The organism is Acinetobacter sp. RIT698 (assembly GCF_009668065.1).
In the GTDB taxonomy this organism is placed as follows: Bacteria; Pseudomonadota; Gammaproteobacteria; order Pseudomonadales; family Moraxellaceae; genus Acinetobacter; species Acinetobacter guillouiae.
On sequence record NZ_WJYH01000021.1, the window covers coordinates 1 to 15,454 of the forward strand.

The window sequence follows — 15,454 nt, forward strand, 5'->3', positions numbered from 1 at the left end:
TACAGCAAAACTTTTTGGTTACCTAAATTAACAATATAATTGTTGAAATTATAAAAATAACTATTTTCAGCATATGAAATTCAATATAGTTCGTTAATGAGAAGTTTAATTTTTTATAATAGTGGATGACATCCAGTTGTTCACAATACAAATATAATGTTTCCATGTTATGATGAAGAAAAACTTAAGAAAAATTATGTTAATGTATCTACCTCCATAGCGAAAATCACATCTAGGTGTAGATTTTAAAGCCTACAAACGGGTAGAGTTCGCCTGAATATGAATAATGCCAGTATTTCTCTAGCAATTACTCATTTTTATAGTTTCAATCATTTAAAGTAGATCACACTAACGGTAATATATAAAAGAATTCGTTTCAAATCGAAATTCTTTTCTAAGTTCACTGCATTTTTAACCAGCTTAATCCTTAGTACATACGTAAATTGAATTGCTGTAAATTTCATGATTTTTTGTTTTATCTCTTCCCAACCCAATATTCTGATTTCTCTAAATTATTTCTTAAGGAAAATTTTGTCACGCCTAAAAATCACCATCAGAATCAAAAATTTAATCTGGTTTACAAATTCTATCTTTTGAGTATGGCTATTGATTTTAAAATAAAGCACGTATAATCCGCACTTGCTTTTTTTCTATCTTTTTTCAGGTTGACTGTATGTCTGAGCTCCAATCTTTAACGCCTCGTATTTCGGTCGCTCCGATGATGGATTGGACAACTCGTGACTATCGTTTCTTTGCACGTTTGTTTAACCCCAATATTATCCTCTATACAGAAATGGTCACCACAGGTGCCATCATCTATGGCGGAGCAAATCGTCATTTGGACTATAACCATGAAGAACATCCGATTGTTCTACAGCTCGGTGGTTCAAATCCGAAAGATCTTGCAACTTGTAGCAAAATGGCTCAAGACTGGGGTTATGACGAAATCAATTTAAATGTGGGCTGCCCAAGTGACCGTGTACAAAACAATAAGATTGGTGCCTGCTTAATGGCAGAGCCTGATTTGGTTGCAGAATGTATTGCTGAAATGCGTAATGCAGTTGATATTCCAGTCACAGTAAAACACCGCATCGGTATAGATGACATGCAATCTTATGAAGAGATGCTACATTTTGTCGATACAGTTGCGAAAACTGGATGTGATAATTTTATCGTACATGCCCGTATTGCTCTGCTTCAAGGCTTATCACCAAAAGAAAACCGCGATGTTCCGCCACTACGCTACGAAGATGTGTATCGTTTAAAACAAGAGCGTCCTGAGTTGCTGATCGAGATCAATGGTGGGGTTAAAACTTTCGCTGAAACGCAAACACATTTAAAGCATGTTGATGGGGTCATGATTGGTCGTGAGGCTTATCACAACCCTTACCTCTTGGCAGAATTAGGTCAACTCTGGAACTTAGACTTACCTGATCGCTTTGATATTATCGATCAAATGCTGCCTTATATTGCCAAACGTATGCAAGAAGGCGCACCTCTATCGATTATTACACGCCATATTTTAGGCTTATTCCAAAATCTTCCCGGTGCGCGTAAATGGCGTCAGGCTTTAAGTGGCGGTAATGCCAAAACATTTGCAGATGTTGAAAATGCCATTATCAATATTAAAGAAGCAATGAAGCGTACAGAGGATTATATTCGAGAACAGTCTGTCTGATCACGACTGAAAATTTCTACGATTCAATACAATCTTAATCCACAGCTATCTTTTCAATCAAACGATGGTCTTTAAAGATCATCGTTGAAACTGTTTGATCATGTATTCAGTACATCGCTGAATGACACCATCTGCATTTTTACTCCAGACCATCACAACATCAGACCATGCATTTTCTGCATCCAAAGCAATCAGTCTTACCTGTTTAGGCAGAATATGTCTAAATTCTTCAGGAACAATACAAATTCCAATTTCAGCAGCCACCAATTGCAATTGTGAAATTTTACGGGACTGAACCGCCGCTTTCTTTGGAGAAAAACCAGCACTTAAGCATAGGTTTGCAACCAAATAACTTAAACCGCCCCGTTCTGTATGTGGTGTAGAAACAAAATTTTCATGCTTTAACTGTTGGATTTTAATACTGCGTTCTGAAACTAAAATATGATTTTGATGAAGTGCAACGTATAAGGGCTCAGGGTAGAGCGTGGTTGCATATAACTCATCTAAGCGATTTAAGACAGGTGGGCGAATAAAACCAACATCAATATTTCCTTTCATCAGTGCAAGAATTTGGTCTTCAGATGACAAGGTGTTGATCTCGAAATTAACATTGAGATACTTTGAGGTTTGATCAAATACTTTAACTTTTTCTAAGCTCATGCTAATGCTACTTGAGTGTGCAATTTTGATGAGTCGATTTTTTCCATCTGCAATATCTTTAGCATTTTCAATAATATGATCTAAGTTCAGTAAATTATTTTTAATTTGGGCATAAAAGAACTGCCCGGCTTGAGTGAGTTTTATTTTTTTATCACTACGGTCAAAAATTTCAAATCCTACTTCGTCCTCTAAAAGCTTGATCTGACGACTTAAAGCTGATTGGGCAATAAACAGCTTTTCAGAAGCTGCAATAAAACCACCTTCCTCTACGATTCTAATCAAATAATTAAATTGTTTGAATGTCGCCATATTCATCTCAAAATTAGATCAATCATGATTTTTTCTATATTAGATTAGATTGTTTAATTTCACTAGACTTTACTTAAAGTGACTTAGATCAGAGAGAAATAGCATGAGCATATCCAAACAATTACTGGTTTTTATTTGTATTATTTGCGCTGTTGTTTTACTCAATCTTTATGATGGTTTTATCGCAAAACAAACAGGTAAATCGCCCCGACAGCCTGAGTTTATTTATTTACAGGACTGATTAAGCGGAACAGATAAAGTATGTTTTTTACAAGCGCATGCAAGATTTCACTAAAGCATACTTTTTTATATTGGTGACACATGTTGTGGTGTTTTTTTTAAAATCATATTGGTAAGTAATATATTTGCCAGCAAGATCATCACTTACAAAGGCGTCTTTTCGAAAATGAGCACGTATAATACAGCCGTGTAAATCAGGCGCAGCATATACTTTTATGCTTTCAACATATTTGCTGTGTTGTTGAATATTGACATTCCAGCCCAACAGTTGCTTGATCTTTTGAAACTCTTCTTGTTTGCTGATCTGTTGGATATTTTGCAAATTACAGACTTGAATTACATCCGCTTGAGGTTGAAGGATTGACCATCCCAACAAGTTCTGTATATCACGCATTGTCGTTTTAGCTTCATCCAATTGGTTGACCGCCTGAAAATGACGAACCGTTGAATAAAGATAATATCCAATTCCGCCAATCAACAGGATCGCCAATAGGGTTATTTTAAGATCGGGGATAGGTCGATTAAAAAGCCGCTTCATTCTCTAAGCTGTCCATGTCTATGGTATGAATGCTATAGCGCATTTCAAGCGACTTTTCAGCATAGTTAACGACCAAACTTATTTAAACAACGCCAATATTTATCTTTAAATAGGCTGACATCGATTTCAAAGTTGTTCTGATATTTTTCAACAACCTGATCTATAACTTTGGCGGGTTTTCTAAACTCTTTACAAGCAAAATACATGGTTCTTAAGTTATTACCGGTTTCTCGTCCAATATTTAAATATCCTTCAAAATCCTTTAGCTCATTTAATAATTCTTCTTCAATCTCATTAAGCAACTCATAATCTGTTGCAGACGGCATACCACTTGAGTTCTGACCAGCATAAGGTATTTCTACCAGCAGCATCCACGGATGAGAAGCCTTTTGATCCCATGTTAAAAGAGTACTGTTTAAGATCGCCACCAAAGGTAGCCCTTCATTGGTCTCCCCCTCCAAACTGATATACTCATCGTCATCAGTACTTGTACGGGTTATTTTGTCTAAGCGAGAAATTTCACTGTTCTTTAAAATTAAAATATTCTTTAAACGATCGATAGGCATTAATTCTTTTTCAGCATCTTGTCTGAACTGTAGCGAAACTTGATCTAGCTTTGTGATCGAATCATATTCGCCCAAATAATTATCCAAAAAGATATAAACCGCTTGTAAGAATTCAGCTTTTTGAGCTTCATTATATTGATCATGCACCACCACGAGATCAGTTTCATCTGGGTATTCTTCATGGTCTTTTAAATAAAACGATAGCGTTTTTTGACTAAATTCGTGACCATGCATACCAATACTGGTTTGCTGAATATCACTTGCTGGTTTAAGTGCGGTAAATTTCCAGCCGGGAATTTCAGGGGCTGCTGCCACCAACTCCTCTACAAATACAATGTTTGCCACAACACCATCTGGCGTTAAAATCAGTTCAGCTGTTTTTGGATCAAGCATCCCGGTAAGGAAAAAAATTCCACCATGAACTTTGGCCAATTCAGGCGATAATTTATCAAAGAAATCCGCCTGAATCGTATCTTGATTTAACTCATCCACAATACGATGGAAATCCTGTTGATGCTGCTCAAACCATTGCCAAAATTCAGCATAGCGGTTTCGATTGATTTGTATTTGTTGTTCTTGCTTTCCAAATAACTTTTTGAAAAAACTCATTTTGATTGTTCTCTGTTATTGCGTTTATTTCAGATTAATTTAACTGAATTTTTATGATTTTTAAATGCATCTAAACTTTTACTTAAAAATACCAAGCGCTTATTTGATCCGATCTAACTTTTTCAACACTTCTGCAACGGCGACCATCGCAAAACTAGAAGTCACCACCACAGCCGAACCATATCCACCACAACGCAAGCCTGCACTCGCACACACATCAGCACTGGAAAAAGGATTATCAATTGAATACACACAAGTAATGCCAAATTTTTCTTTTGGTTTCTTACAAATGCCTTTGGCGCGCAATTGACTCCGTAATTTTGCAAGCATCGGATCTTGTTCCGTTTTAGATAAATCAGCAACACGAATTTTTAAAGGATCAAGCTTACCGCCTGCCCCACCCGAAACAATCAAAGGAATTTTATTAAAACGACAATGTAGCATGAGTGCAAATTTTGCCTTAACGTCATCGATGCAATCTAAAATAATATCGGGAACATTTTCTAAAATTTCTTTCACATTGTCAGGGCTGAGATAATCATCAATCAAATTGATCTTGATCCGAGGATTAATTGAACGGCAACGTTCCGCCATCACTTCAATTTTCTCATGGCCTAAAGTAGAGGTCATTGCAGGCAGCTGTCGGTTGATATTTGAAGCAGCCACTGAATCCATATCGACCAGTGTTAACTCGCCAATCCCTGTACGTGCTAAGGCCTCAACCGCCCATGAGCCAACCCCACCAATACCGATCACCATGACATGACTTTTTTCATAGTGATTGAATGTCTCTTCTCCGTAAATTTTGGCTACGCCTGCAAAACGGCGCTCATATTCATCATTTTGGAAAAGTTCAGTCATGTCTAGTATCAACTCAAAAATACCCCGCTATTTTACTCATTTATCAACAGCGTGTCTTGCTCCAACACAATAAAAAAAGCCCTGCATTCTATACAGGGCTTGGAGAACTGAAATATATTGTGATTTGTTGATTAGACTATGAAGCGATTAAATTACGCAGCACATAATGCAAAATACCACCTGCTTTAAAATATTCCACTTCATTCAAAGTATCAATACGGCATAACACTTTGAAACGATCTATTGAACCATCGACACGTTTAACTTCCACATCTAAAGTTTCATGCGGTTGTATGTCATCAGAAAGACCATAAATCGACAGTTGCTCATGTCCAGTTAAGTTCAGTGATTGACGAGTTTGACCATCCACAAATTGCAACGGTAAAACCCCCATACCAACTAGATTTGAACGATGGATTCGTTCAAAACTTTCAGTAATCACCGCTTTTACTCCTAAAAGGTTGGTGCCTTTCGCTGCCCAGTCACGTGATGAACCTGTACCATATTCTTTACCTGCAATGATGACCAACGGCGTGCCATCTTGCTGATACTTCATCGCAGCATCGTAAATGGCTAACTTCTCATCTGTCGGGATATAGAGGGTATTACCACCCTCTTCGCCATTGAGCATTTCATTCTTAATACGAATATTGGCAAAGGTTCCTCGCATCATCACTTCATGATTACCACGACGAGATCCATAAGAGTTAAAGTCCTTTTGATCGACACCTTGCGCTTCTAGATAACGACCTGCTGGACTGTCTTTCTTAATATTCCCCGCAGGAGAAATATGATCTGTTGTGACTGAGTCGCCAAGAACGGCCAAGATATTTGCATTAAGAATATCTTTAATTGGTTTCGCGGGTTGATCAATACCTTCAAAGAACGGAGGATGACGAATATACGTTGAGTTTTCATCCCATTCATAGGTTTCAGAATCAGGGATTTGAATTGCTTGCCATTTTTCATCACCATCAAAAACTGCCGCATATTCTTTATGGAACATCGCTGTATTAACTTTTTGCAGCACCTCATCAATCTCGATTTGACTCGGCCAAATGTCTTTGAGATATACTGGTTGACCTTGTTGATCGTGCCCTAATGCTGTGCTGGTAATGTCACTACGAATGGTACCCAATAAACCAAACGCAACCACCAAAGGCGGTGATGCAAGCCAATTGGTTTTTACCAGTGGATGTACCCGCCCTTCAAAGTTTCGGTTGCCTGAAAGTACCGACGCAACATTCAGGTCATGGCACTGAATAGCGTCTTCAATCGGTTTAGGTAAAGGTCCTGAATTACCAATACATGTGGTACAACCATAACCAACGAGGTTATAGCCCAACTGGTCTAAATAAGACATTAACCCTGCCGCTTCTAAATAATCGGTTACCACTTTAGAGCCTGGTGCAAGAGAGCTTTTCACCCATGGCTTACGTTGAATGCCTTTTTCGATGGCTTTCTTTGCCAACAAACCCGCAGCCAACATCACACTTGGATTAGATGTATTGGTACATGAAGTAATCGCAGAAATCACCACATCACCATCCGTCAATGGATAGCGCTTACCGTCAATCACACAATGCGGTTCTTCATTTTGTAAAGCAGACTGTTTTGAATCAATTGCTGTACCTGCACCACCTTCATTGGCTAAACGTTCTTTTTCTTCACCTTTAGCTGGCTTAAGATCCAGCGCCATTAAGGCACTAAAAGTTTGTGGGATATCAGGCAATGCCACTCGATCTTGCGGACGTTTCGGGCCAGCAACACTTGCTTCAACGGTTCCCATATCCAAAGCAAGCACATCTGTAAATACAGGTTCATCCCCTGTATGACGCCATAGACCTTGTTCTTTACAATAAGCCTCAACCAATGCAATACGGTCTTCTTTACGACCCGTTAAACGCATATACCCTAGAGTGATTTCATCAATCGGAAAAAAGCCACATGTTGCACCATATTCGGGTGCCATATTGGCAATGGTTGCTCGGTCTGCAAGAGGCAAAAATGCCAACCCATCACCATAAAATTCAACAAATTTACCCACCACGCCTTTTTTACGTAGCATCTGAGTAATGGTTAAAACCAAATCCGTTGCGGTAATCCCTTCACGCAATTTCCCTGTCAATTTAAAACCAATCACTTCTGGAATCAGCATTGAAATCGGCTGTCCAAGCATGGCCGCTTCGGCTTCAATTCCCCCCACGCCCCAACCCAATACACCTAAACCATTGATCATTGTGGTGTGTGAATCTGTACCGACTAAGGTATCTGGAAATGCAAATACCTCACCATCACTTTCACCCAGCCACACTGCTTGAGCTAAATATTCCAAATTGACTTGATGGCAAATCCCTGTTCCGGGCGGTACCACACTAAAATTATCAAAAGAAGACTGTCCCCAACGGAGGAATTGATAACGTTCTCCATTACGTTGCATCTCAATTTCGACGTTCTCATCGAAGGCATGATCTGTCCCAAAGTGATCCACCATCACAGAGTGGTCAATGACCAAATCTACTGGAGATAACGGGTTAATTAAATTGGGATCTTTATTGGCTTTCTGTACAGCTGCACGCATCGCAGCCAAATCTACCACAGCAGGTACGCCAGTAAAATCTTGCATCAAGACCCGTGCAGGGCGATATTGGATTTCTTGATCTGAAGTTTTATTCTTTTGCCAATCGACAATCGCCTGAATATCGCTTTGCCTCACGGTTTGATCATCTTCAAATCTAAGTAAATTTTCCAATAATACTTTGAGTGATTTAGGCAATTTTGAAATATCACCTAAACTCGCTTGAACCTGTTTTAAATTAAAAATTTTATATCTTGTATCCCCTACAGTTAAGTCTTGTAGAGAATTTAAACGATTGATATGACCATATTTTGCCATTGGTTGAACCTCCAGCTTGGCGTTAACTTTCTTATTGGCTACTTGGAGTACTTGTTTAAATCTAAGACAAATATTTATTTTAGGTGTTGTTGATTGGTTATTTTTATTCAAATTTACATCGCTATATGTAAGCATTCATGTGAATTTTTCCACAACATCCCTGCCAATGTTGCTTGATCCATTGCCAAACTTTCAGCTAAACCCGCCAAGACAAAAGGCAAGTTCACTGGTGTATTACGGGTATGCTGTTGGTCAGATGTCTGGCAACACAGTGGTGTCATATCTGGGCAATCGGTTTCTAGCACTAAATGTTGCGCACCAACCGCTTGTACAACTGCATGCAGTTTTTTGGCATTTGGATTGGTAATTTGTCCTGTGACACCTAGTTTAAAGCCTAATTTAATAAAGGCTTTTGCCTCTTCTATTCCCCCACTAAAAGCATGTGCAATACCACCATGTTTAAACTGGTGCTGTTTCAACATTGCAAGCACGTCAGCATGTGACTTACGAATATGTAGAAGAATGGGTTTATCGTATTGTTGGGCAAGTTCAATTTGGGCTGAAAAAAAATCTTGTTGTTTTTGAAAAATCTCAGCTTGTTTATGCTGTTTAAGAAACGTGTCTAAGCCAATTTCACCTACTGCAATACAAGCTTCAGTTTTCAGTATATTTTCCAAAGCATTTAAATGCTCTAGACGGTGTTGTTCGATATAAAAGGGATGCAACCCCGGCGCAAGATGGCTACGGGGCGCATTATTTAGCTGATTTAAAAATTGCTGAGTGTCTATCAAATCTTGAAAGCGTTCATATAGAAACCCAATCAAAATCAAATGTTCTACACCCACCTTTTTTGCTTGATACGCCAATTGTTCCCGATCCAGATCAAAATCAGGAACATCAAAATGCGTATGTGTATCAAACAAAGGCCAAGACATTAGGATTTCGCGTTCCCACTTGCAACAGGTGCAGAACTGCTTGGCTGATCAACTTGCATCTCCGCTGGGAAATATTGACTTTTCAACACGCCTTTTAACTGATCGTAAGGAATCATCAAACGCGGTAAGCCAACAACATAAGGTCCAATATCATATTCACCATATTGTAAAATCAGACCTTGTTTACCCAAATAGAAATTGTCTGATAATGTAAACTTCCACGCCTGTTCATATTCATTGACGCTTTCAGCAAGTTTTGAATCGATAACCCAAGTTTTAAATGCATCATGTGCCAATTTTTCAAATTTAGCTTTTTGATTAGCTTCAATGATTTGATCCAAGCCAACTTGTTTTTTACTCACCAAATCAAAGTTAAAATAGGTTTGCGCAGATGCCCCATGTGCACCGCCTAAATAACTACTGGTATTTAATACCACCGTCGCTAAGGGTTTATCTGCGTTTAAAATTTTAGGACTTAAACTAATCGTGATCTGGCCACTTGCCCCTAATGTTTTAAGCTCTTTATCCATCTCAAGAAATGAATTTGCATAAGGTTGTACACGCTCTTGCAATTGCTGAACAGGGGTTTTATTGGCTTGCACCTCACTTGCTGAAGCTTGTGAAGCCGTTTGTTGCTGATCTGCATCTTTTTTTGCTTTACTCAATTGCGCGATATCCAGCATTTTATCCAGATTATCAAGAATCGCTTGATCAATCGTTTCATCTACAAAAGCCTGATTGCTTTTTAGTCTTTCTATAGAAAACTCAGGGCATGTATTGCCATTACATTCAGGTAGTGTCAATTTTACTTTTTCTGTATCGCCCTGTAATAACATTGATGTATCAGGCACTTGAGATGCAGCACTTTGATCAACTGTTGGTTCTGCTTTTTTCGAGTCAGATTTTTGACATGCAGTTAACCCTAAAGTGATCACCAGAATTGAAAGCGCTAAAGTACTTTTTTGATTTAACATTTCACAAACCTATCCAACGAATCAAGCCAAGATTTTTTAATCTCTATATTCATTAGCCTATTCTTCTCTATACAAATCCTCAATCAAAATTTGTATGAAAATTGAAGCGTTATTGCAATACATGGCCCTAGTTTATTGATCGCTGAGTCAATTCAACAAGGACCAATGATCTTAACCGCTCTGCTTTAGAATCCCGCTAAAATTGGCAGAATGATCAGAATACACCTTAGAACATGCGTTGATACACTTCAGGCTTAAGTATTTTTTGCGTCTGTTCTTTACTCAAATAAATATCCAACTGGGTACCATCTTCGACAATTTCATTGGCGCGATAATGTAACCCAACACCTTCACCATCAAAGAACCAATCGGCTTGCCCCCAATATAATTTTTTAGGCGCATTTTTTTTCACATCGCTATTTTGCTTTTCCAACCATTCCGCATATTTTTCTTGGACCCAAGTATTCAGCTGGTTCTGATGCTTAGCATCAATCACATCTAAAATACTTAAGCTTTTCTTCAATTTCCGGTCAGCAACAAAAAAGTATTGTCGTTCTTTGATACTGACATCGGCTTGTAAACTATTGACTGAAACTTGCAACAAAACATACTGATTACGTTGTGAAGCCATACGCGTTTGCATATGCAGTTCAAAGGCTTTATTTTTCGGGAATTCTTCCTGCCAAGTATCTGACTTTTTGACAAAAGCATTAATGGCCTGTTGTAAGGTCATGTTCTGTTTTAAATCAATCTGTGCCTGAATCACCTTGGACTGACTATTTGCAATCCACTGATTTAACCAATTGTCTTGGGTTTTAATGGTTTGAATATCAATTTCAATGCAATTGTTCTTTTCACAAAACGGTAAGGCATAATCAGCTTTGGTTTCTTGAATATTTAAATAAGGTAAGACTTCAGCGGCTTCTTGTTTGGGTTGTAATACAGAACCATCTTTGTCCTGATCTTTTTTAGAATCACATGCAACCAAAACCATTGTACTTAAGCAAAGCACTGAAATTATTTTTTTTGAAAATTGCACTGCATAAATCCCTTTGGACAAAAAGCATTGTATTTTGATACAAAAACAGCTTCACAAGGAAGCTGTTTTTACATTTTGCAATAAGTTAGCTGAACTTAATGCTCACGTGTAGAACGGAATTGAATATCCGGATAACGCTCTTGCATTAATTGTAGATTCACTCGGCTTGGTGCGAGATAAGTTAAATGCCCACCACCATCGACAGAAAGTTGGTCATGTGCCTTTTTCTTAAATTCATTAAATTTCTTTTCATCATCACAAGAAACCCAACGCACTGTGTTGATGTTGACTGGCTCATAAATACAATCTACTTTGTATTCTTCTTTCAAACGATACGCCACCACATCAAACTGAAGTACACCTACAGCCCCAACAATCAAGTCATTGTTAATTTGCGGCATAAACACCTGCGTTGCACCTTCTTCTGAAAGCTCTTTTAAACCCTTTTGCAATTGTTTAGATTTCAATGGATCTTTTAAACGTACACGGCGGAACATTTCAGGTGCAAAGTGTGGAATCCCCGTAAAATGGAGTTTTTCACCAGAAGTGAATGTATCACCAATCTGGATCGTACCGTGGTTATGTAAACCAATGATATCGCCAGGCCAAGCTTCTTCAAGTTGCTCACGCTCACCGGCAAGGAATGTCAATGCATCACTGATACGTACATCTTTACCAATGCGCACATGATTCATCTTTAAACCTTTCTCATACTTACCTGAACAGATACGCATGAAGGCAATACGGTCACGGTGTTTTGGGTCCATATTGGCTTGGATTTTAAATACAAATCCACTGAAGCCTTCTTCCGTTGCTTCAACAGTACGTTCATGTGTTGGATGTGCTTTTGGTTGTGGTGCCCACTGAATAAATGCATTTAATACATGGTCAACCGCAAAGTTACCCAACGCTGTACCAAACAACACTGGTGTTTGACGACCTGCTAAAAATTCCGCTGGATCAAGTGGATCATTCGCCATTTGTACCAATTCTAAAGATTCTTCAAATGAAGCAAAGGCCAAATCGCCTACTTTTTCACGAATGTCTGGATAGTCATAGCCATCACGGATTTCAATATCTGTAATGGTCGAACCAAAACCCGCTTTATATACATAAAGCTTATTTTCAATGATGTTATATACACCAGCGAAGTCACGTCCCATACCCAATGGCCAAGTAATCGGCACACAACGGATTTTAAGCACGTTTTCAATTTCATCAAGCAATTCTAATGGCTCACGGATTTCACGGTCCATTTTGTTGACGAAAGAAATGATCGGGGTATCGCGCATACGACACACTTCCATCAATTTGATGGTCCGTTCCTCAACCCCTTTTGCACCATCAATCACCATCAATGCTGAGTCAACGGCAGTTAAAGTACGATAGGTATCTTCAGAAAAGTCTTCATGTCCTGGTGTATCAAGTAAATTGATGACATGATTTTTATAAGGGAACTGCATGACTGAGGTGGTAATCGAAATACCACGCTCTTTTTCCATTTCCATCCAGTCAGATGTCGCAGAACGGTCTGACTTTCGACTTTTAACCATACCTGCAACTTGGATTGCTTTACCCCACAACAACAGTTTTTCTGTCATTGTCGTTTTACCAGCATCGGGGTGGGAAATAATAGCGAAGGTACGTCGCTGAGCGACTTGCGCAGCTAATTCATCTTTAAACATAAAAAATCTACAATATGTACACAGTTATGTACACATTTATAAATATGTACTTGAACTGGAAAATGGGAATTCAAAAATTGGCGATATTGTATCAGATTTAGCGTCGTTTTTAACGATTGTTGCTATATGATTAAGCACTTTGATCGCGCAGGCATAGCAAAAATGCTAGAAAGAGGATGAGCGATACGGACGATAAGCAAATCGTTTTAAAGATCAACGTAGATCTCAATATACAGTGATGATGGTTAAGTAAAACGCGATTAAGCTCAGCTTAAACCTCTTTTGAATGATAGTAGTAAGTCTTTAGCTTGCTGAATATTTTTATATTTAAGGTATGGCTTTAACCATACTATAATTGGTTTCCAAACGGTCTACAGGTAACGGCATGCCTAACAAATAACCTTGTAATTGCTGGCAACCTAAACGTTTAAGAATCTGCGCCTGCTGTTCAGTTTCAACGCCTTCTGCCGTCACCACCAGACCCAAACGAATCGCCAAATGAATAATACTTTCTAAAATGATTTGTTCTTTTGAACCTTCACACAAATTACGGATAAATTCTCGATCGATTTTTAATTCGTCTACCGGTAAATCTTTTAAATACAAGAAACTCGAATGCCCCGTTCCAAAATCATCAATTGCCAGTCGAATACCTAAATTTCTTAATTTCTCAAAGGTTTGAATACTGTCATCAATATGATGCATCGCTGTAGATTCAGTAATCTCAATAATTAAATTACCATTTTTGACATGGTATTTTTGAATTAATTTTTCTAAAGTTTCAATCAAATGCTTATGTTCAAATTGTACAGCTGAAAGATTTACGGCGATGGGACCAAAAGCATATTTTTTATCTTCCCATTCTTGAATTTGCTTACATGCCTTCTCTAAGGCCCAATAGCCCATACGAATAATCAGACCGGTTTGCTCAGCGCCATCAATAAACATACTCGGGGCTAGTAAACCTAGGGTTGGATGCTTCCAACGGATTAAAGCCTCTACCCCACAAATTTGGTAGTCGGCTGTGAATTTAGGTTGATAAAATAGAATAAATTGTTGTTCTTCTACTGCTTTATATAAATCGTTAATGAGTTTAGATTGACTTCGACTTTGGTGTTGTTGGTCTAATGAACTGCTATAAACACTAAAAGTATTACGCCCCTGCTCTTTAGATTGCATCATGGCGGAGTCAGCATTGATCAATAAATCTTGTAAGTTCTGCCCGTGGTCGGGGAAAAATACGATGCCAATACTGGCAGAAATATTAATTTCTTTACCTGAGATTTGAAAACCATCTTGTATTTTTTGTAAGAACAATTCGGCAATCTCTTCAGCTTCATTACGATTAGAATCTTCCAGAATCAGAATAAACTCATCTCCACCAATACGAGTGAGTCTTTGCCCATCCTTAAGTAACGGATATAAACGCTGGGCGAGTTTAACCAGAAGCTCATCACCGATATGATGACCAAATGCGTCGTTAACAGATTTAAAGCGGTCTAAATCAATATAAATAAAAGCAATTTTAGACTGGATATCCTTATAATCTAAAAATAAAGCATCAGTATATTCAACTAGAAATAATCGGTTTGGAAGTTTAGTTAAATTGTCTTGAAGTGCTAAGTCTTCAAGCTCTTTATTGGCTTGTAATAACTGTAAACTACGTTCTTCTAATCTTCGTTCTAAAATCGCCACACAAAAAGCAGAAACAAGTATTAAACTCGCTACAAAAATAATGGTAAACAATAAAATACCTTGCCCTTCGTGTAATTGACTTCCAAAATGATGGTCATGCACCGATGAGATCGTTGCTGCTGCCATACCGATATAATGCATTCCCACAATACTGAGAGCGATCATGATCGATACAGCAATTTTATAAAGCATCTTATGGTTAAAAGAATTCTTATATTTAAATGCGAGCCAGAAAGACAAGCCAGAACCACTAATTGCAATGATGACAGAGAGCATCACCAAAATAGCATCATAATCAACTTGTTGATTTGGAATAGTTAATCCCAGCATGCCAATATAATGCATCCCTGAAATTCCCAGTCCCATCAACAACCCACCTAAAATCAACCGTACAATCGGCAAGGTTTCTTGAGTGGTCAACCATATCGCAAAAGTCGAAGCCAATGCGGCAATAATATAGGAAATCACGGTTAATGTTAGATCAAAGGAATAACCTTGTGGTAGATCACAAGCCAACATTCCGACAAAGTGCATTGCCCAAATCGCGAAGCCAAAAACCATGCCACTTAAGCACAAGATAATTTTCTGTAGGCGGGGGGTATGTTGGGTAAATATGAGTTGTTCTAATGAAATAGCTACGTAACAGATGATAACTGCAATACATGCAGAACCTATTACGAGATTACTATCATAACTCATATAACTCATAAAAATTTACTTCCAGTAATGAACCTATTTTTGTTATAAGCAACCTCTATATATACAACGC

At 38.2% G+C, this 15,454-nt stretch carries 12 protein-coding genes; 2 read left to right on the top strand and 10 right to left on the bottom strand.

The genetic code is table 11. The features are described 5' to 3' along the window. The first annotated feature begins 673 nt into the window (after positions 1-673). Positions 674-1,678: a tRNA dihydrouridine(20/20a) synthase DusA gene (gene dusA / locus GJV03_RS10895; protein WP_154130081.1), complete on the top strand. Its 1,005-nt coding sequence runs from the start codon at positions 674-676 to the stop codon at positions 1,676-1,678. Positions 1,679-1,756: 78 nt separating this feature from the next. Here dusA and GJV03_RS10900 read toward each other — a convergent pair whose 3' ends face one another. Further along, the gene (locus tag GJV03_RS10900; RefSeq protein WP_154130082.1) at positions 1,757-2,647 is read right to left on the bottom strand and encodes a LysR family transcriptional regulator; all 891 of its coding nucleotides are present in this window, start codon (positions 2,645-2,647) and stop codon (positions 1,757-1,759) included. Positions 2,648-2,750: 103 nt separating this feature from the next. Here GJV03_RS10900 and GJV03_RS21490 point away from each other — a divergent pair, with 103 nt between their 5' ends. Further along, a complete protein-coding gene (locus GJV03_RS21490) occupies positions 2,751-2,888 on the top strand; it encodes a hypothetical protein (RefSeq protein ID WP_171501852.1) in 138 nt (45 codons plus the stop codon). A 27-nt stretch (positions 2,889-2,915) separates the two neighbouring features. On the opposite strand, the gene GJV03_RS10905 is transcribed toward GJV03_RS21490, so the two are convergent. From GJV03_RS10905 to GJV03_RS10945, 9 genes are all read right to left on the bottom strand, one after another. Beyond that, positions 2,916-3,425, bottom strand: coding sequence for a hypothetical protein (locus GJV03_RS10905; RefSeq protein WP_154130083.1), 510 nt, complete (start codon positions 3,423-3,425; stop codon positions 2,916-2,918). 65 nt (positions 3,426-3,490) lie between these two features. Further along, the gene (locus GJV03_RS10910) at positions 3,491-4,600 is read right to left on the bottom strand and encodes a DUF695 domain-containing protein (protein WP_154130084.1); all 1,110 of its coding nucleotides are present in this window, start codon (positions 4,598-4,600) and stop codon (positions 3,491-3,493) included. Between the two features lie 99 nt (positions 4,601-4,699). Further along, entirely contained in the window at positions 4,700-5,461 is a 762-nt protein-coding gene (locus GJV03_RS10915) for a tRNA threonylcarbamoyladenosine dehydratase (protein ID WP_034609779.1), read from the bottom strand. Between the two features lie 136 nt (positions 5,462-5,597). After that, a complete protein-coding gene (gene acnA, locus GJV03_RS10920) occupies positions 5,598-8,357 on the bottom strand; it encodes an aconitate hydratase AcnA (RefSeq protein WP_154130085.1) in 2,760 nt (919 codons plus the stop codon). 113 nt (positions 8,358-8,470) lie between these two features. Then, positions 8,471-9,292, bottom strand: coding sequence for a TatD family hydrolase (locus GJV03_RS10925; RefSeq protein ID WP_154130086.1), 822 nt, complete (start codon positions 9,290-9,292; stop codon positions 8,471-8,473). Then, positions 9,292-10,266, bottom strand: a complete 975-nt coding sequence (locus GJV03_RS10930; protein WP_154130087.1) for an RsiV family protein — start codon at positions 10,264-10,266, stop codon at positions 9,292-9,294. The genes GJV03_RS10925 and GJV03_RS10930 overlap by 1 nt, the downstream gene beginning before the upstream one ends. A 226-nt stretch (positions 10,267-10,492) precedes the next feature. Continuing rightward, on the bottom strand, positions 10,493-11,260 hold the full coding sequence (locus tag GJV03_RS10935) for a hypothetical protein (RefSeq protein ID WP_154130108.1): 768 nt from the start codon (positions 11,258-11,260) through the stop codon (positions 10,493-10,495). 140 nt (positions 11,261-11,400) lie between these two features. Beyond that, positions 11,401-12,990, bottom strand: a complete 1,590-nt coding sequence (locus tag GJV03_RS10940; RefSeq protein ID WP_004723253.1) for a peptide chain release factor 3 — start codon at positions 12,988-12,990, stop codon at positions 11,401-11,403. 327 nt (positions 12,991-13,317) lie between these two features. Further along, positions 13,318-15,393 (bottom strand): EAL domain-containing protein, encoded by a 2,076-nt coding sequence (locus GJV03_RS10945; RefSeq protein ID WP_154130088.1) that lies wholly within the window; start codon positions 15,391-15,393, stop codon positions 13,318-13,320. Between the last annotated feature and the right edge of the window lie 61 nt (positions 15,394-15,454).